At 71.6% G+C, this 18,518-nt stretch carries 15 protein-coding genes; 6 read left to right on the plus strand and 9 right to left on the minus strand.

Going from position 1 to position 18,518, the window contains the following annotated elements; all coding sequences use genetic code 11:
- The first annotated feature begins 27 nt into the window (after positions 1–27).
- Positions 28–1,236, plus strand: a complete 1,209-nt coding sequence (gene ftsY / locus ACIBJC_RS34250) for a signal recognition particle-docking protein FtsY (protein WP_399299285.1) — start codon at positions 28–30, stop codon at positions 1,234–1,236.
- Positions 1,237–1,333: 97 nt separating this feature from the next.
- Here ftsY and ACIBJC_RS34255 read toward each other — a convergent pair whose 3' ends face one another.
- A complete protein-coding gene (locus ACIBJC_RS34255; RefSeq protein WP_399299287.1) occupies positions 1,334–1,993 on the minus strand; it encodes a bifunctional DNA primase/polymerase in 660 nt (219 codons plus the stop codon).
- Between the two features lie 554 nt (positions 1,994–2,547).
- Between ACIBJC_RS34255 and ACIBJC_RS34260 the strand changes: the two genes are divergently transcribed.
- The 5 genes from ACIBJC_RS34260 (at position 2,548) to ffh (ending at position 10,263) form a co-directional block, all read left to right on the plus strand.
- Positions 2,548–3,897 carry a hypothetical protein gene (locus tag ACIBJC_RS34260; RefSeq protein ID WP_399299492.1) on the plus strand — a complete coding sequence of 450 codons (1,350 nt, stop codon included), beginning with the start codon at positions 2,548–2,550 and terminating at the stop codon, positions 3,895–3,897.
- A 372-nt stretch (positions 3,898–4,269) separates the two neighbouring features.
- Positions 4,270–5,559 carry an ammonium transporter gene (locus ACIBJC_RS34265; RefSeq protein WP_399299289.1) on the plus strand — a complete coding sequence of 430 codons (1,290 nt, stop codon included), beginning with the start codon at positions 4,270–4,272 and terminating at the stop codon, positions 5,557–5,559.
- Positions 5,556–5,894, plus strand: a complete 339-nt coding sequence (locus ACIBJC_RS34270; protein ID WP_329823041.1) for a P-II family nitrogen regulator — start codon at positions 5,556–5,558, stop codon at positions 5,892–5,894. Before ACIBJC_RS34265 ends, ACIBJC_RS34270 begins: the two co-directional genes overlap by 4 nt.
- A gap of 16 nt (positions 5,895–5,910) precedes the next feature.
- Complete coding sequence (locus ACIBJC_RS34275; protein WP_399299292.1) at positions 5,911–8,433, plus strand: [protein-PII] uridylyltransferase; 2,523 nt, start codon at positions 5,911–5,913, stop codon at positions 8,431–8,433.
- A gap of 273 nt (positions 8,434–8,706) precedes the next feature.
- Positions 8,707–10,263, plus strand: coding sequence for a signal recognition particle protein (gene ffh, locus ACIBJC_RS34280; protein WP_399299294.1), 1,557 nt, complete (start codon positions 8,707–8,709; stop codon positions 10,261–10,263).
- Between the two features lie 95 nt (positions 10,264–10,358).
- Here ffh and ACIBJC_RS34285 read toward each other — a convergent pair whose 3' ends face one another.
- The 8 genes from ACIBJC_RS34285 to ACIBJC_RS34320 form a co-directional block, all read right to left on the minus strand.
- Positions 10,359–11,540 (minus strand): alanine racemase, encoded by a 1,182-nt coding sequence (locus tag ACIBJC_RS34285; protein WP_399299296.1) that lies wholly within the window; start codon positions 11,538–11,540, stop codon positions 10,359–10,361.
- A gap of 2 nt (positions 11,541–11,542) precedes the next feature.
- Positions 11,543–12,646, minus strand: coding sequence for an aminotransferase class V-fold PLP-dependent enzyme (locus ACIBJC_RS34290; protein WP_399299298.1), 1,104 nt, complete (start codon positions 12,644–12,646; stop codon positions 11,543–11,545).
- Between the two features lies 1 nt (position 12,647).
- The gene (locus tag ACIBJC_RS34295) at positions 12,648–13,655 is read right to left on the minus strand and encodes a phosphotriesterase (RefSeq protein WP_399299300.1); all 1,008 of its coding nucleotides are present in this window, start codon (positions 13,653–13,655) and stop codon (positions 12,648–12,650) included.
- Between the two features lie 76 nt (positions 13,656–13,731).
- A complete protein-coding gene (locus tag ACIBJC_RS34300; protein WP_399299302.1) occupies positions 13,732–15,102 on the minus strand; it encodes a YhfT family protein in 1,371 nt (456 codons plus the stop codon).
- Positions 15,103–15,140: 38 nt separating this feature from the next.
- Complete coding sequence (locus ACIBJC_RS34305) at positions 15,141–15,494, minus strand: DUF2620 domain-containing protein (protein ID WP_399299304.1); 354 nt, start codon at positions 15,492–15,494, stop codon at positions 15,141–15,143.
- Positions 15,491–15,901 carry a transcriptional antiterminator gene (locus tag ACIBJC_RS34310; RefSeq protein WP_399299306.1) on the minus strand — a complete coding sequence of 137 codons (411 nt, stop codon included), beginning with the start codon at positions 15,899–15,901 and terminating at the stop codon, positions 15,491–15,493. Before ACIBJC_RS34310 ends, ACIBJC_RS34305 begins: the two co-directional genes overlap by 4 nt.
- A 155-nt stretch (positions 15,902–16,056) precedes the next feature.
- The gene (gene yhfZ, locus ACIBJC_RS34315) at positions 16,057–16,995 is read right to left on the minus strand and encodes a GntR family transcriptional regulator YhfZ (RefSeq protein WP_399299308.1); all 939 of its coding nucleotides are present in this window, start codon (positions 16,993–16,995) and stop codon (positions 16,057–16,059) included.
- Positions 16,996–17,163: 168 nt separating this feature from the next.
- Positions 17,164–18,057 (minus strand): SAM-dependent methyltransferase, encoded by an 894-nt coding sequence (locus ACIBJC_RS34320; RefSeq protein ID WP_399299310.1) that lies wholly within the window; start codon positions 18,055–18,057, stop codon positions 17,164–17,166.
- Between the last annotated feature and the right edge of the window lie 461 nt (positions 18,058–18,518).

Genomic DNA, 18,518 nt, shown 5'->3' on the forward strand with positions numbered 1-18,518 from the left:
CCGGCCGTGGCCGATACTGGGAGCGTTATGGAAATCGTCATCCTTGTTGTAGTCATCGCCCTGGTCGCGGTCGGCGCGATCAGCGGGCTCGTGGTCAGCAGCCGCAAGAAGAAGCTGCCGCCCTCGGCACCGTCGAGCACGCCGACCATCACAGCCCCACCCGCCGAACCGCACGTCGGTGACGAGGCGGAGACACCGCGCGACGAACCGCGCCGCACGATCGAGGAGGTCGGACTCCCCGACACCACCGGTGCGCCGGTCGCCGTCGAGGAGCCCGTCGCGGCCGCCGAGGCGCCCGCCATCGAGATCCCCGAGCCGTCCGCGGGCCGGCTGGTCCGGCTGCGCGCGCGGCTCGCCCGCTCGCAGAACTCCCTCGGCAAGGGGCTGCTCACCCTGCTCTCCCGCGAGCACCTGGACGAGGAGACCTGGGAGGAGATCGAGGAGACCCTCCTCACCGCCGACGTCGGCGTCGCCCCGACCCAGGAGCTGGTCGAGCGGCTGCGCGAGCGCGTCCGGGTGCTGGGCACCCGCACCCCGGCGGAGCTGCGCACCCTCCTCAGGGAGGAGCTGCTGGTGCTCCTCGACCCCGATCTCGACCGGGCCGTGAAGACGGAGAGCGGCCTGGACACGCCCGGCGTCGTGATGGTCGTCGGAGTCAACGGCACCGGAAAGACCACCACCACGGGCAAGCTGGCCCGGGTGCTCGTCGCGGACGGCAAGTCGGTCGTCCTCGGCGCGGCGGACACCTTCCGCGCCGCCGCCGCCGACCAGCTCCAGACCTGGGGCGAGCGCGTCGGCGCGCGCACCGTACGGGGCCCCGAGGGCGGCGACCCCGCCTCGATCGCCTTCGACGCCGTCAAGGAAGGCATCGCGGAGGGCGCGGACGTCGTCCTCATCGACACGGCGGGGCGGCTGCACACCAAGACCGGCCTGATGGACGAGCTGGGCAAGGTCAAGCGGGTCGTGGAGAAGCACGGTCCGCTGGACGAGGTGCTGCTCGTCCTGGACGCGACGACCGGGCAGAACGGCCTCGTGCAGGCACGGGTCTTCGCGGAGGTCGTCGAGATCACGGGGATCGTGTTGACCAAGCTGGACGGTACGGCCAAGGGCGGCATCGTGATCGCGGTCCAGCGAGAGCTGGGTGTACCGGTGAAGCTGGTCGGTCTGGGCGAGGGCCCCGACGACCTCGCACCGTTCGAGCCCGGTGCGTTCGTCGACGCGCTGATCGGGGACTGACCTCCGGTCCGGTCCGGTCCGGTCCGGAGCGGAGGTACGGGGGTACGGGGCGGGAGGCGGCCCCGTACCCCGGTACCCCCGCCCTCGGCCTACCGGGTTACGGCGACGGCATCGAGCGGTGGCAGATGTACGCCAGCGTGCCGAGCAGCAGCCGGGCCGGCGGGGGCGCCGCGGCCGTGTCCAGGGACGGTGGCCGCAGCCAGCGGACCGGGCCGAGGCCCGCCAGGTCCGACGGGGGCGCCGTGACATGTGAGCCCGCGCCCCGGCCGTGCAGATCCAGGTCCGCGTCGTCCCAGCCCATCCGGTAGAGCAGCTCCGGCAGCTCGGCCGCCGCGCCCGGAGCGACGAAGAAGTGGGCGCGGCCCGTCGGCGTCGCCAGCACCGGGCCCAGCGGGAGCCCCATCCTTTCGAGCCGCACCAGCGCGCGGCAGCCGGCCGGCTCCGCGACGTCGATGATGTCGAAACTCCGGCCCACCGGGAGCAGCACCGCCGCGCCCGGCACCTCCGACCACGCCTTCCCCGCGTCGGCCAGCGTGGCGCCCGCCGGGACCTCGGCTCCGAAGCCGAGCGGGTGGGCGCCCGGCGCCGTACACCCGGGATCGCCGCAGGAGCAGTGTCCTCCCGAGGCCCGCGCGCCGGGTACGACGTCCCAGCCCCAGAGTCCGGTGTACTCCGCCACCACGGTGCACTCCGCGGTGCGAACGCGGCGGCGCGAGCCGGACCGCCTGTCCCGGATGCCGCCGATCGTGAAGCCCATGCCCCCTCCAACGGGTCGAACTCGCCGGTGGTTACGACTCGCAGTCTGCCTGTGACGCTCCGTTGTCGCTTGAGCCATTCGAGTGGCGCGAAGTGGCATCGGGGGTGGTGCGATCCGATTCGCGCGCCCCGGCGTGCAACGTTTCGCCACCCCTGAACGTCCTTCGTCAAGTCAATCGCGCCCCACGGGGGGCGAGTTCATTCGAAGGGGTGGCGAATGGTGGCGTTTGTGGAATCACCCTCGCCGGACGGGTGATCGTAGGATTACTTTCGGTGCACGAACCTCGGGGTAAGACAGTCTCGCGGGTATGCCAAGGGCAACTCGGTTTCCTGTTCGAAGGGGCGCAACCTCCGGACACGGGGCCGTCGCTCACGGCATTCTGATAGCGGTTCGCGGGACAAGGGCATTCGTCGGATGGGGGCTTTCCAGTGGGTAGCGGCGCAGGCGGTACGGATACCGGCAAGCGTCCGAATGGGCAACTCAACTCGTGGTTCCTGCGCAGCGGCTGGTCGAAGGGTGAGCTGGCGCGCCAGGTCAACCGCCGCGCGCGCCAGATGGGCGCGCATCACATCAGCACGGACACCTCGCGGGTACGCCGCTGGCTCGACGGCGAGCAGCCCCGCGAGCCGATCCCGCGCATCCTCTCCGAGCTGTTCTCCGAGCGTTTCGGCGCCGTGGTGGCCGTCGAGGAGCTGGGACTGCGCTCCGCCCACCGCTCCCCGTCGGTGTCCGGCGTCGACCTGCCCTGGGCGGGCCCCCAGACGGTCGCGCTGATCAGCGAGTTCTCCCGCAGCGACCTGATGCTGGCGCGGCGCGGCTTCCTCGGTACGTCCCTGAGCCTGGCCGCCGGGCCCGCCCTGGTCGAGCCGATGCAGCGCTGGCTGGTGCCCACCCCCGCGGCCGACCCGGGTGAGCCGGTCCCGGACCCTGTCGCCCTGTCCCGCCCCACCCGCCTCTCCGACCCCGAGCTGGACCTGCTGGAATCGACCACGTCCTGCTTCCGGCTGTGGGACGCCCAATGCGGCGGCGGCCTGCGCCGCAAGGCGGTCGTCGGCCAACTCCACGAGGTCACCGAACTCCTCCAGGAGCCGCAGCCCGAGACGACCTCCCGGCGGCTCTTCCGGTGCGCGGCCGAGCTGGCGGAGCTGGCCGGCTGGATGAGCTACGACGTGGGCCTCCAGCCCAACGCCCAGAAGTACTTCGTGCTGGCCCTGCACGCCGCCAAGGAAGCCGGGGACAAGCCGCTCGGCGCGTACATCCTCTCCTCCATGAGCCGCCAGATGATCCACCTGGGCCGGCCCGACGACGCCCTCGAACTCATCCATCTCGCGCAGTACGGCGGCAGGGACGGGGCCACCCCCAGGACCCAGGCGATGCTGTATGCGATGGAGGCCAGGGCGTACGCGAACATGGGCCAGCCGAGCAAGACCAAGCGGGCCGTCAGAATGGCCGAGGACACCTTCTCCGACGTCGGGCTCGACGGCGAGCCGGAGCCCGACTGGATCCGCTTTTTCTCCGAGGCCGAGCTCAACGGCGAGAACGCCCACTCGTACCGCGATCTGGCCTATGTCGCCGGCCGCAGCCCCACGTACGCCTCCCTCGCCGAGCCCGTCATGCAGCGCGCCGTCGAACTCTTCGCCAAGGACGACGACCACCAGCGGTCCTACGCGCTGAACCTGATCGGCATGGCCACCGTCCACCTCCTCAACCGTGAGCCCGAGCAGGCGACGGCCCTGGCCGAGAAGGCGTTGGACGTCGCCCGCAGCGTGCGCTCCGAGCGGGTCAACACCCGGCTGCGCAAGACGCTCGACACCGCCGCCAGGGACTTCGGCGACGTCGCCGAGGTCGTCGATCTGACCGAAGTGCTCGCCCAGAAGCTGCCCGAGTCCGCGGAGGCCGTCTGAGCCGCGGGCCCGCCCCCGGTCGTACACAGCCCGCCCCCGCCGTCGTACACGGCGCGCCCCAGCTCCGGCCGCGGCAACCACCCCGTACAGCCCGACACGGCTCCCCCGCCGCCAGGACAGCAGGGTGAATGCCGCGGCCGGTTTCCGCTGCCCGCCGGCCGCCCGCCGGGTGTCCGCAGAGGGTATCCGCGGCCCCCGTCCGAGATCTGCCGGTTCATCGGGGTGTAACACAGGGGACGCCTTCGTCACCGGCGTGAAACATCGAGCGGCACTGGCTGAAACCGCGCTGCGCCAATCTCCTGAGCACAGTCGGCCCCATACCCGCTTGAGCATCCGCACGGGCCGTATCCGACCCACGAGGAGACGCTGGCCTTGAATGGCGCAGATACCGCATTCGTACTGATCAGTGCCGCGCTCGTCATGCTGATGACGCCCGGCCTGGCATTCTTCTACGGCGGCATGGTGCGGGTGAAGAGCGCCCTCAACATGCTCATGATGTCCTTGATCTCGCTCGGGATCGTCAGCGTCCTGTGGGTCCTCTACGGATACTCACTGGCTTTCGGTGACGACATCGGCGGCGGTCTCCTGGGCAACTTCGACCACATCGGCCTCAAGGGCATTTCGGTCGACACCCTGACCGGTGGCAAGGAAGGCATCCCCGTCTTCGCCTTCGCCCTTTTCCAGCTCATGTTCGCCGTCCTCACCCCCGCGCTGATGAGCGGTGCGCTCGCCGACCGGGTGAAGTTCAGCGCCTGGGCGCTCTTCATCACGCTCTGGGTCACCGTGGTGTACTTCCCGATCGCGCACTGGGTCTGGCAGTCCGACGGCTGGCTCTTCAAGCTGGGCGTGATCGACTTCGCCGGCGGTACGGCGGTCCACATCAACGCCGGTGTCGGAGCGCTCGCCGCGGTCCTGGTCGTCGGCAAGCGGATCGGCTTCAAGAAGGACCCGATGCGGCCGCACAGCCTGCCGCTCGTCGTCCTCGGCATGGCCCTGCTGTGGTTCGGCTGGTTCGGCTTCAACGCCGGCTCCGCGCTCGCCGCCAACGGCACCTCCGCGATCATGGCCTTCAACACCCAGATCGCCACCGGCGCGGCCATGCTCGGCTGGCTGATCTACGAGCGCATCCGGCACGGCGCGTTCACCACGCTGGGCGCCGCCTCCGGCGCCATCGCCGGCCTCGTCGCGATCACCCCGTCCGGTGCGAACGTCAGCCCCTTCGGCGCCATCCTCATCGGTCTCGTGGCCGGTCTGGTCTGCTCCTGGGCCGTCAGCCTCAAGTTCAAGCTGGGCTACGACGACTCCCTCGACGTGGTCGGCGTCCACCTCGTCGGCGGTGTCATCGGCACCCTGCTCGTCGGTGTCCTCGCGGTCGACGGTGTCGGCGGCCTCACACAGCTCGGCAAGCAGGCCACCGGAGCCTTCTCCGTGATGGCGTACTCCTTCGTGGTTTCCTGGATCCTCGCCAAGATCGTCGACGTCACCATCGGTTTCCGGGCCTCCGAGGACGACGAGACCAGCGGTGTCGACATGGCGTACCACGCGGAATCGGCGTACGACTACAGCGCGGTCGGCGGCTCCCCGTCCGGCCGTAGCAGCCTCGCCCCGCACCACGACGAGAAGAACGCCGCCGCGGCGAAGAACAAGAAGGTGGACGCATGAAGCTCATCACCGCAGTCGTGAAGCCACACCGGCTGGACGAGATCAAGGAAGCCCTCCAGGGCTTCGGCGTCCAGGGCCTCACGGTCACGGAGGCCAGCGGATACGGCCGGCAGCGCGGCCACACCGAGGTCTACCGGGGTGCGGAGTACACCGTCGACCTCGTACCGAAGATCCGTATCGAGGTACTGGTCGAGGACAGCGACGCCGACGAGCTCATCGAAGTGGTGGTGAAGGCCGCCCGCACCGGCAAGATCGGTGACGGAAAGGTATGGAGCGTCCCGGTCGACACGGCGGTCCGCGTACGGACCGGCGAGCGCGGCCCGGACGCCCTCTAGAGACGGGAACGACTGGGTGACGAGCCTCGAAGAGACACCCGAAAAGGCAGACTCGGGACCCAGCGGCTATGCGGCGGCCCGGCTGCGCCTCCTCCAGGAGAAGGCGCAGCCAGGGCCGCCGCGCCGTGGAGCGCTGGCCCGCCTGACCGACGACTGGCTGAACGCCCTGTTCACCACCGCCGCCCAGGAGACCGGGGTACGCGGCGCGGCCCTCGTCGCCGTCGGCGGCTACGGACGGGGCGAACTCTCCCCGCGCAGCGATCTCGACCTGCTGCTCCTGCACGACGGCAAGACCCCCGCGAAAGCGATCGCCGCCCTCGCCGACCGCGTCTGGTACCCCGTCTGGGACCTCGGACTCGCCCTCGACCACTCCGTACGCACCCCCGCCGAGGCGCGCAAGACCGCCGCCGAGGACCTCAAGGTGCAGCTCGGCCTGCTCGACGCCCGGCAGGTTGCCGGAGACCTCGGCCTGGTCACCGGCGTGCGCACCACGATCCTCGCCGACTGGCGCAACACCGCGCCCAAGCGCCTGCCCGAACTGGACGAACTGTGCCGGGAACGGGCCGAGCGCCAGGGCGAGCTCCAGTTCCTCCTGGAACCCGACCTCAAGGAGGCCAGAGGCGGGCTGCGCGACGCCACCGCGCTGCGCGCCGTCGCCGCCTCCTGGCTCGCCGACGCGCCCCGCGAGGGCCTCGGCGACGCACGCCGCACACTGCTCGACGCCCGCGACGCCCTGCATCTGACCACCGGACGCGCCACCGACCGGCTCGCCCTCCAGGAACAGGACCCCGTCGCCGCCGAACTCGGCCTGCTCGACGCCGACGCCCTGCTGCGCCAGGTGTACGAGGCCGCGCGCACCGTCTCGTACGCCTCCGACGTCACCTGGCGCGAGGTCAACCGCGTCCTGCGCTCCCGCTCCGTACGCCCCCGGCTGCGCGCCATGCTGGGCGCCAAGCCCGCCCCGGACCGCACCCCGCTCGCCGAGGGTGTCGTCGAGCAGGACGGCGAGGTCGTCCTCGCCCGCACCGCACGGCCCGAACGCGACCCCGTGCTGCCCCTGCGGGCCGCTGCCGCCGCCGCGCAGGCCGGACTGCCGATCTCCCTGCACGCCGTACGCCGCCTCGCCCGCGCCGTCAAACCCCTGCCCGTGCCCTGGCCCGCCGAGGCCCGGGAGGAACTGGTCACCCTGCTCGGTGCCGGCGAGTCGACCGTCCCCGTCTGGGAAGCACTCGAAGCCGAAGGGCTGATCACCCAGCTCCTGCCCGACTGGGAGCGCGTACGGTGCCGGCCCCAGCGCAACCCCGTCCACACCTGGACCGTCGACCGTCACCTCGTCGAGGCCGCCGTCCAGGCGTCCTCGCTCACCCGCCGCGTCGGCCGCCCCGACCTGCTGCTCGTCTGCGCCCTGCTGCACGACATCGGCAAGGGCTGGCCCGGCGACCACTCCGTGGCCGGTGAGATCATCGCCCGCGACGTCGCCGCCCGGATCGGCTTCGACCGCGAGGACGTCGCCACCGTCGCCACCGTCGTACGCCACCACCTGCTGCTCATCGACACGGCGACCCGGCGCGACCTGGACGACCCGGCGACCGTCAGCTCCGTCGCCACCCGCGTCGGCTCGCTGGCGACCCTGGAACTCCTGCACGCCCTCACCGAGGCCGACGCCCTCGCCACCGGACCCGCTGCCTGGTCGTCCTGGCGCTCCTCCCTCGTCACCGACCTGGTCACACGCGTCGCCGCCGTGCTCGCCGGCGACGACCCGGCGGAACCCGAGCCCACCGCGCCCAGCGCCGAGCAGGAACGCCTCGCCGTCGAGGCGCTGCGCACCGGCGGCCCCGTACTGGCCCTGCACGCGCAGACCGAGGCCCCGCAGCCGGGGACCGAGCGGGACGAACAGGAGGACGGCGCCCCGGAACCGGTGGGCGTCGAACTGCTCATCGCCCTGCCCGACCAGCCCGGCGTGCTGCCCGCGGCGGCAGGGGTGCTCGCCCTGCACCGGCTCACCGTACGGGCCGCCGACCTGCGCGCCGTCGAACTGCCGGGCGGGATGGGCGGTCCGCCGGGTGAACCGGGCTCCGCCCCAGGCGAAGGAGGTGCGTCGGGAAGGACCACCGGTGTCCTGCTGCTGAGCTGGCGCGTCGCCGCGGCGTACGGCTCGCTGCCGCAGGCCGCCCGGCTCCGCGCCGACCTCGTACGGGCCCTGGACGGCTCCCTGGACATCCCGGCCAGGCTCGCCGAACGCGAGGCCGCCTACCCGCGCCGTCGCGGCGTCAAGGCCCCGCCGCCGCGCGTGACCGTGGCGCCGACCGCCTCCCGGCACGCGACGGTCATCGAGGTACGCGCCCAGGACGCCCCGGGGCTGCTGCACCGCATCGGCCGCGCCCTGGAGGACGCGCGGGTGATGGTGCGCAGCGCCCATGTGTCGACGCTGGGTGCCAACGCCGTCGACGCCTTCTACGTCACCTCGGACCGTGGACGGCCGTTGACGGCGGAGGCCGCCACCGAACTGGCACGCGCCGTGGAGACCGCACTGCGCTGAGACCCGTCGCGCGCCGCTCAGTACGCGGGCCCGTACGCCGCCGGACCGGAGCTCCCCGGCCGGACCCGGCCGGGGTACGTGGACCGTGCCGCGGCGACGATTCCGGCCGCCCGGTGGCCTGCGGCCGTACGGGGCGCGTACGCCTCCCGTACGGCCGGGCCACCCACGGGGCAGACCCCACCACGCGCGGCCGGATACCCTGGGGGACGGTCTGTCCTTCACCGCGCGGGACAGCCCCCTCATCCGCTCCCGACCTGAGGATCCGCGACCGCCGTGTTCGACACTCTCTCCGACCGCCTCGCAGCCACATTCAAGAGCCTCCGGGGCAAAGGGCGCCTCAGCCCGGAGGACATCGACGCCACGGCCCGCGAGATCCGTATCGCCCTGCTCGAAGCCGACGTGGCGCTGCCCGTCGTCCGTGCCTTCATCGCCAAGGTCAAGGAGCGCGCGGCCGGCGCGGAGGTCTCCCAGGCGCTGAACCCCGCGCAGCAGGTCGTCAAGATCGTCAACGAGGAACTGGTCGGCATCCTCGGCGGTGAGACCCGCGTCCTGCGCTTCGCGAAGCAGCCGCCGACCGTGATCATGCTGGCGGGCCTCCAGGGCGCCGGTAAGACCACCCTGGCCGGAAAGCTCGGCCTCTGGCTCAAGGGCCAGGGCCACACCCCGCTGCTCGTCGCCTGTGACCTCCAGCGCCCCAACGCCGTCACCCAGCTCTCCGTCGTCGCCGACCGCGCGGGCGTCGCGGTCTACGCGCCGGAGCCGGGCAACGGCGTCGGAGACCCGGTCAAGGTCGCCAAGGACTCGATCGAGCACGCGAAGACCAAGCAGCACGACGTCGTCATCGTCGACACCGCGGGCCGCCTCGGTATCGACGAGGAGCTGATGAAGCAGGCCGCGGACATCCGCGACGCCGTCAGCCCCGACGAGGTCCTCTTCGTCGTGGACGCGATGATCGGCCAGGACGCGGTCAACACCGCGGAGGCCTTCCGCGACGGCGTCGGCTTCGACGGCGTGGTGCTCTCCAAGCTCGACGGCGACGCCCGCGGTGGCGCGGCCCTCTCCATCGCGCATGTCACCGGCAAGCAGATCATGTTCGCCTCCAACGGCGAGAAGCTGGACGAGTTCGACGCGTTCCACCCCGACCGGATGGCGTCCCGCATCCTCGACATGGGTGACCTGCTCACCCTCATCGAGCAGGCGGAGAAGACGTTCAGCCAGGCCGAGGCCGAGAAGATGGCCTCCAAGCTGGCGGGCAGCAAGGGCGGGAAGGACTTCACGCTCGACGACTTCCTGGCGCAGATGGAGCAGGTCAGGAAGATGGGCTCCATCTCCAAGCTGCTCGGCATGCTGCCCGGCATGGGGCAGATCAAGGACCAGATCAACAACATCGACGAGAAGGACGTGGACCGTACCGCCGCGATCATCAAGTCGATGACCCCGGCCGAGCGCCAGGACCCGGTCATCATCAACGGCTCGCGCCGCGCCCGTATCGCCCGGGGTTCCGGTGTCGAGGTCAGCGCCGTGAAGAACCTCGTGGAGCGGTTCTTCGACGCGCGCAAGATGATGTCGAAGATGGCGCAGGGCGGCGGGATGCCGGGCATGCCGGGCGTCCCGGGGATGGGCGGCGGCCCCGGCCGTACGAAGAAGAAGGTCAAGCAGGCCAAGGGCAAGCAGCGCTCCGGCAACCCGATGAAGCGCAAGGCCGAGGAGCAGGCGGCGCTGGCGCGGCGCGAGGAGGCGGCGCAGTCGGGCGGCGCGTTCGGACTGCCGGCCGGGGACCAGGACAAGAACTTCGAACTGCCGGACGAGTTCAAGAAGTTCATGGGCTAGCCGTACGAGTACGGGTACGGGTACGGGTACGGAGGGTGGTGGCGCGGAGACAGCGGTCCGCGCGCCACCGCCGAGGCCGTCGATGGCTGTCCTGCTCATGGGGTGGCTCCTTCGAGGGCCCGGCCCCGCGCGTCGTACAGCCCCGTGAGCCGGGGCTTTCCGCCGGTGAGACCGGTGACGACCGCGACGGTCGAGCGGGTGACGAAGATCTGCGTACGGAATGCCAGGACGGCGGTGTCCCCGGCTCTGACCTCGCCGGATCCCCTGCCGGGCGGGTCCAGCAGCCGGTAGTAGTCGATGTTCTCCGCAGGAGTGTCGCCCACCCGGAGGCGCAGACCCGTGCGGGGCAGCAGGGCGGAGCGGACCCCGGCCCGCGGGTAGAACCCGCCGCCGAAGAGCGCTGGCCGTCCGTCCGCGAGCGTGTGGGCGACCTCGGTGACGTACACGGAGGCGGGCCGTTCCGGCTGGTGCGGATCCGCCGCGTGCAAGGGCGTGGTGCCGGTGAGGGCGTGGCCCGGCTCGCCGTGCGTGGCGCCCAGCCGGGCCAGCAGCGGCAACGCCGCCACGGAGGTCGCGCCCGGGGCGCTGAGGCCCAGCCCCCGATGGCCGCGGGCGGTCAGCACCTCCCGCGCCTGGTGGACGAGTTCGAAGGTGGCCGTCGGGACCGGCCGGCCCGTGTCGGGCGCGCACAGCACGCACGGGAACGCCGTCACCCCGGCGATCCGCACCGACGGCAGCCGCTCGACCGCGGCGGCGAAGCCGTCCAGGGCGTCCAGCGGTACGCCGCCCTCCTGACCAGGATGGCCGGAGCCCGGTGCGGCCTCGATCCGTACGAACACGTCCTGGACGAGGCCGAGCCCGCCCGCCGCGTCCGAGACGGCCCGCGCGTTGGCGAGATCGAAGACCGTGACCGCCTCGGGGCGCCAGGTCAGCATCTCGGGCAGGGCACGGTGTGGGATCTGTACGAGATGGCCGAGGTTGCCCGCCCGGGCCCCCGCCGCGTGCAGTGTCCGGGCCTCGGACGGGTCGATCGCGGCGAACCGGGGGATGTGCCGGGCGACCGCGCGGATCAGGGCGGGGTTGCGGCCGAACTGCTTGACCACGAACCAGAGCGAGAGCCCCAGCCGCTCGGCCTCGGTCGCGAGCAGCGCCGCGTTGGCCTCCACGGCGTCGGCGTCCACGACATAGGTGTCGGGCCCGATGGCGCCCGAGGCGTGCAGCGCGGTCGCCGTCTCGACGAGCGCGGGGTTGCGGGTGAGGACGGTGTCCAGGAACACGATCAGCCCTTCAGCTCGTGCAGCGAACGGCACAGGATGTCGATCACCAGGTCCGCGCCCGCCCGCATGGGGTTGATCCGTACGGTCCAGTCGGCGAGCTCGGGAGCGTCGTCGAGCGACGAGGCGGACATCCGGTGGACGAGCGGCGCGATCTCGTAGCGGGAGTTGGACCCCACGGGGTACGGCGCGGCGCCGTACCGCGCGGCGACGGCGGGCAGTTGGCGGGCGACGGGGCGGTCGAGCCGCACCAGCAGACAGCGGTCCTGCGCGTTGGCGATCCGTACCTCCGCGACGCCTGGCACCTCGCCCGCGGTCAGCCGCCCGGCGACCTCGGCGGACACCCGGGACTGGAGCGCCCACAGGACGGGCACATGGGTGAGGGCGCGCAGCGCCTCCAGCGCCTGGGCGCCCTGGACCTGGCCGCCGCCCGAGTAGTTGTCGGCGCGGACGCGCCCGACGAGATCACGGGCGCCGACGACCGCGCCCACGCCCTCCGGGCCGTGCAGTTTGAAGAGGGAGAAACAGGAGACGTCGGCGCCGAGCTGGACGCCGCAGGCGGGCACGCGCAGCACCGTGTAGTTGTCGTCGACGACCGTACGCACCCCCGCGGCGCGGCAGGCCGCCAGCACCTCGCCCGGATCGTAGGAGTCCCCGAGCCGCTGCCTGCTGTGCTGGACGTACGCCCAGTCGAGGTCGGTCGACGTCAGGGCCTCGCGGAGCGCCGTACGGTCGTTGAAGTCCGCCTCGGTGGCACGGACGCCGAGGCCGCGCAGGGTGACGGCGGTAGTCCGGTAGACCGGTGCCCGGTGGATCAGCAGCGGATCGCCGGGGGAGACGGCCGCTTGGAGCGCGGCCCGGATCGCGCCCGTACCGGCGCCCTGCACCAGCGCGGCGTCCTCGGCGCCGAACCAGTCGGCGAGAACGGCCTCGACGCGTGCGGTCGTACGGGGCCGGCCCAGCCCGGTGACCATACCGGCGTCCGCCTCGAAGAGCTGGGGCCCCTCGAAGTGCGCGGCGGTGTGCTCCAGCAGCCGGAACTGGAGTTGGACGGCGTCCTCCAGCGCGATCGTGGGCAGCGGGAAGGTCCGGGGAAGACGGGGAGGCATCTCAGATCTCCTCGGCGTCGGTGCCTGTGAGGCGGGCGGTGTCGGTCTCGGTGTCCGTGCGCGGGTTTCCGTCCGTGTCGGCGCCGGTCAGGAAGCGCAGGGGGTTGCGGCGTGTCATCAGGTCGATCAGGCCGTCGTCCACGCCCGCCGCGCGCGCTTCCGGCAGGAAGGAGCGGAAGAGATGCCCGTACCCCTGGCCGCCCTCGGCCGTCAGATAGCTGTGGCGGGAGATGTCACAGCTCAGCAGGGCCCGGTCGGCGTGCCCCGCGTCCAGCAGGGCCAGCAGCAGCCGCAACCGGGTGTCGTCGCTCTGGTAGCGCTCCTTGCCCACGGTGTCGAACGCGACGTACGCGCCGCTCGCCGCGAGCTCACGGTGGACGCCTGGATCGTCCAGCAGGTCCTGATGGCCGATCGAGATCCGGTGTGGGGGCAGCCCCGCGCCGGTGAGCAGCTCCAGTTGGGCGAGCCCGCCGCGGCCGAGCTGGGTGTGGGTGGCGAGCGACAGACCGGTGGCGCGCGCGGCATGGGCCGAGGCGAGCAGCGCGCGGCTCTCGCGCCCGCTCGGCCGGCCGCCGTGGCTGCCGATCTCGCCGAGCACGCCGGGACGGACACCGCTCGCTCCGATGCCGTCCTCGATCTCCCGCACCAGGATCTCCGTGAGCCGCGCGACGCTCGCCTCTCCCGTCTCCCGGGGGTGGAACGGCTCGTAGTACCAGCCAGTGGCGGCGACCACCGCGACGCCGGACTCCTCGGCGATCCGCACCAGGGCGCGCGGATCGCGGCCCATGCCCCGGCAGGTCAGTTCGATGACCAGGGCGAGCCCGAACTCCGAGCGCAATGCGGCCAGTTCGGCGACGACGGCGGACCGGTGGCGCCCGGCTTCCAGGACGGCGGCGCCGTCGCCCGTACGGTCGAGATCGAGCACGAGATGCTCATGGGCGAGCGCCGGCCCGCGCACGGCGGAGACGGACAGCGGCCCGGCGACGGTGGTGAGACGCGGCGGGTCCAAGAACGAAGCGGGGAGCGGGGGATGCATGGGTACGGGTGCCTTCCTGACGGGTTCGTCCGCGCCGGGACGCCGGGCATCAGCTCTTCAGCGGGGTGAACAGGTCGAGCCAGTGGAGGAGGTTGAGCAGGACACCGCCGACGACGACCGCGGCGGGCGCCGCCGCCATCCGCACCACCGGTCTGCCCATCGCCTCGTTGAGGAGGTAGAGCCCCCCGACGACGAGGATCGCCAGGCCGCCGCCCATCACATGCGCCGCGAGCAGAGAGCCGAAGAGGATGGCCAGCCCCAACGTCTCCGTGATCGCGGCGCGTAGATACTCGGAGGAGTCGCGCACGCTCGGGAGCTTGCCGAGGACCCTCCCGACGGAGGAGAGCGCCAGCACTTCGAGGGCGAGGACCACGGCCCCGACGACCGCCGCGAGGAACGGGTCCGGCAGCAGATAACCGAGGGGATAGACGAGTGTGAACCCGGCGATGCCGTACGCGCCGGAGGCGAGCGCGGTCGTCGCGATCAGTGGGACGAAGCCGAACACCCGGTAGAAGTCGACCTGGGCGGCCTCGCTGTACTGCCCCTTGGCGATCAGGAAACTGGTCGCCTCCCCGCCGCCGAATATGTGCATCTGCGCCAGAACACACACCCCGGCGCCCAGCACCATGAAGAGCGGCAGATGGCGGCGCAGCCGCAGGGCGCTGCCGCTGAACAGGGAGGCCATCGGATCATTCCCGGTGTTCTCCCGCTCCTGCCCCTGTTCCAGCCGCTTCCCCTGTGGCTGCCGCTGTTCCTGGGCCCGCTCCTGTTTCCGCTGGAGCAGGTCCTTCCTGACGGCGAATCCGATGAGCAGCAGCACTCCCGCCGCCATCGCGAGCGAACCGGGGAAGACCTTCGGCCAGAGCTTCATCGTCATGATGACCAGGACCAGTTCCAGCACGGCCGCGAACGCGCCGCGCGGCCGTCCGAACTGTCTGGTGATGGCGAGCACCGGAAAGAGCGTGAACAGGAAGAGGATCGGCGTCGACATCTGCTGCATCGCGGTCAGGAAGTCGACGGGCAGATCGTGCGCCAGGTCGTTGGCGCCGTCGAGACCGAAGACGACCACCGCACCCCAGACGCCGCCCAGCAGCGGCGCGATCCACGCCCTGGGCGCAAGGATGCCCAGGATGTCGGTGGGGAGGAAGAGCAACCAGGGGTTGAGCACGCCGCTGGCGAGGGCCATGGGCGCACCGAGCCCGAAGATGAAGCCGGCCGAGAGTCCGAAGGACACCGCCGTGGTGGCGGAGCGCTTGGCGCGGCCCTGGATGAAGTCGAGCATGAAGGGGCGTACGCCGTCGTTGAAGACGGCCAGCGCCAGGTGGGAGACGAAGGCGGTCAGCGCGCACAGGGCTATCACGAACAGCTTCTGCGTCAGCGAGAGGTCCAGACGGGTGCTGGCTGCGAGGACGGTGTGCACAGGGAGGGTCTCCTCTGCGGTCCGGCGGATCGTCGGGGTCAGCCGCGCGCCGCGATCGCGCGGGCCATGAGTGGGGCGAGCGCGTCGATCTGGTCGACGGCGAAGCCGAAGACCTTCTTGCCGTCCGAGAGCAGCGCGGCCACCTGCTCCTCCGTTGGCACGGAGCGGCCGAAGGTGTGGCACAGGGGGCTGCCCAGCAGCCCGACGAGGATGCCGAGCGAGGCACCGGCGCCGGTGTGACAGGTGCCCAGGTAGTAGTCGGCCTGGCCGGCCCGGAGCTTCATCGCGGCGTCCATGTCGTTGGAGACCACGATCTCCAGGCCGTCGAGGCCGAGCCGCGAGACGGTGTCCGTGACCTCGGTCTTGCCGACGCCGCCGGTGAGGATCCTCATGACTGACTCCTTCGCTCTGACGTGTGGTGCCGGGTAGGAGGGGAGTTCTCTGCGAGCACGGCGAGATGCAGGCCCAGGAAGTTCACCTCGGAGCCGGGCAGCCGGGTACCGAGTGCCTTCTCGGCCCGTAGGGCCACGGCACGCGCCCGGGCGATCGCCTCGGGGTGTCCGGCCAGTTCGGCCGCGACCTGTTCATCCGTACGGAATGCCTCGATCGGTGCGCCGTCCAGCAGCCGGGTGAACGCCGCCATCAGGTGGCTGGTGAGTACCCCGGCCGTGTCCTCGGTGACGGTGAGGCCCTCGGCGGCCAGGGTGTCCAGCTCCGCCGCGACGAACAGGGCGACCTCGGGACTGACCTGACGGGTCTCACGGAAGAGCTGGATACGGAGGGCGAGTTGGTCGTCCATGGCGCTCCTTCCTACGGATCACGCGAAACGGACAGTGGATAAAACAATAACCAGTATTTTGTATTTTAAGGTCCGCCGGTTTCGCCGGGTGGGGGACGAGGGCGGGTCGTCGGATTCCCGGCGCGGTCGGCCGGGTGGTTGGACGTACGGGCCGGTCAGTACGAGGGTGTGCGCTCGCCGCGCAGTACCTCCGCCTGGAGCGCGGTGATGACGGACAGGTCGAGGGATGCGCGGACGGCGCCGAGCGCCTTCGCCCCCTCGGTTCTGCTGATGATCGCCGCGCTGGAGTTGCGCTGCGACAGGTCGCGGGTGATCTCGTCGTCGAGCGGCAGGACATCCACGCCCGTGCCGATCAGGCTGTGTGCCTCGTCCAGGTTCCACACGGTGGCGTCGGCCTCGTCGTGCTCGAACAGCTCGCGCAGTCGCGTGTGCGAGGCTTCGATCCACTCGATGTCGTCCCGCCCCGCGAACGTGCGCTCCGCGAGTATGCGCTGGTCCTCCGAGGTGTGGTCGACGGCGACGCGCAGCCCCGGGCTCTCCAGGTCCGAGCCGTGCCGCAGCACTATGCCGTGCGCCCCGACATAGGTGATCGGGCCGAGGTCCGCGACGAGTTCGACCGGATACTCCTCGATCAGCCGGTCGGCGGCGAAGCGGGAAAGAACCACGAGATCGACCTTGCCTTCGAGCAGCGTGGTGGTGCGGGCGTCCGCACCGTGCATGAAGGTGATCGCGAAGGGCGCCCCAGCCTCCTCGAAAGCGGAGCGCAGGCCGGTGGCCAGCCCCTCGTAACGACGGGAGTAGGGCAGTGGCATGGCGGCGAGCAGGGTGCCCAGCCCGGAGAGCCGCCAGAGTATTGAGCGGTCGGCCCGGACGAGGAACGTGCCCAGGTGGCCCCGTGCCGTCGTCTCGATGGCGCCGGCACTCTCCAGAAGGTGGAGTGCGGCCTGCACCGTGCCGTTCCCGACGCCCAGTTCCACGGCGAAGTCGCGGACGCGCGGCAGCCGGGTGTCCGGCTCGTGGTTCAGCAGGAGCACCGCGAGCTGCCGGGCCGCGAGGCCGTTGCGGGTCAGAAAACGCTCGTCGAAGTCTGTCACGCAAATGACAGTAAACAGGATTCTGGATACTGGCAAGGTCCCGGGATGCCTTGGCGTCCACACGCCATTTCGCCGCAGGGCGCCCGCCGCTCGCCGCCGACCGCAACACCGCCCACGGCTGCCAGGGCGGCGATGCCCTGCGGCCCGCCACGCCGCGCGCCCGCCCCGTCAGGGAGTACGGGCGATCAGATACCGGAAGACGTTCGGCATCCAGACCGTGCCGTCCCTCCGCAGATGCGGATGGAGTGCCTCGCCGATCTCCTTCTCCACCTGCCGCCGGTCGGTCGCCCGGATCGCACCGTCGAACACCCCGGTCGACAGCAGCCCGCGCACCGCGCTCTGCTGGTCCGCGTACCCGAACGGGCAGGCAACCCGTCCTGAACCGTCCGGTTTCAGCCCGGCTCGCGCCGCGACATCCTCCAGATCGTCCCGGTACGCGGGCCGACGGGTGCCCTTGCGCAGCCGATCGGCCAGCCGGCCCGCGACCCGCAGCACCGCGTCCGTGGCGCAGCGCTCCGGCGGACCCCAGCCGGCCAGTACCACCGGAGTGCCGCGCCCGGCCAGCGGTATCGCTGTTCTGAGGGCGGGATCGAGCCCTTTCGCGTCGCCCGCCACGGAGCCGATGGGCTGAAAGGCGGTGATCAGGTCGTACCCGCCCCGGTCGGCTCCCGCGGCGGCGTCGGCCATCCGATCGGCGGGCAGCAGCGCCCGGCACCCGGTGTCGCCCGGCCGGTGCCCGGCCCCGTCCCTTCCGTCCTCCGCGAGCAGCCGCTCACGGGCCAGTGCCAGCCGTTCCCCGTCCGCTTCGACACCGGTCACGCGCGCGCCCCGCGCGGTGGCCAGCAGCAGGGCGAGCCCTGAGCCGCAGCCGAGACCGAGCACCCGGGTCCCGGCGCGCACCTCCAGGCGCTCGTACACCGCTTCGTAGAGCGGCACCAGCATCCGTTCCTGGATCTCGGCCCAGTCCCGGGCGCGCGTGCCCGCTTCCGGCGGTACGGGGAGCGCCGGGTCCGTGGCTGTGCCCGAAGGGAGCTGATGTTGCTGGACGAGCGTACGTGTCATGGATAGCGCCCCAATCCGCCGAGAGGTCGTTCGTACCCTGTTTGACAGCCCCCCGTGTACGTGCGAACACACACCCCCCGTATGTCAGAGAACTCCCCATCCGTGCCCGCGTCCAGTGGGTGACGGGCAAAGCGTGCGTGCCCCGGGCGTACGCCCCCGCGTGCATGGCCGATTCCTTTTCCCGGCTCCGGAGCGGGTACCAGGATCTGAGCAGGACGGTCGAGCGGGCCGGTGGTCGAGCGGTGCGCGGCCCGGCCCCGATTGAGCCATTCGGGGCGTCGGCGCATCCGCAGGGGCGTCGCGGGAAGCAGGCGTCCGCCCCGGTACTGTCGCCGTCGTGGGTGGGGTAGACGTAGATCGTCTACGCGTCGATGCGTATCCAGCGCTACGTACCACCTTGGTATGAGCTGTGAGCCTTCTCCGCAGATCGACGCACCCGCCCTCGTCGGGACGCATCAATG

Source organism: Streptomyces sp. NPDC050509, from assembly GCF_044457965.1.
Taxonomy (GTDB): Bacteria; Actinomycetota; Actinomycetes; order Streptomycetales; family Streptomycetaceae; genus Streptomyces.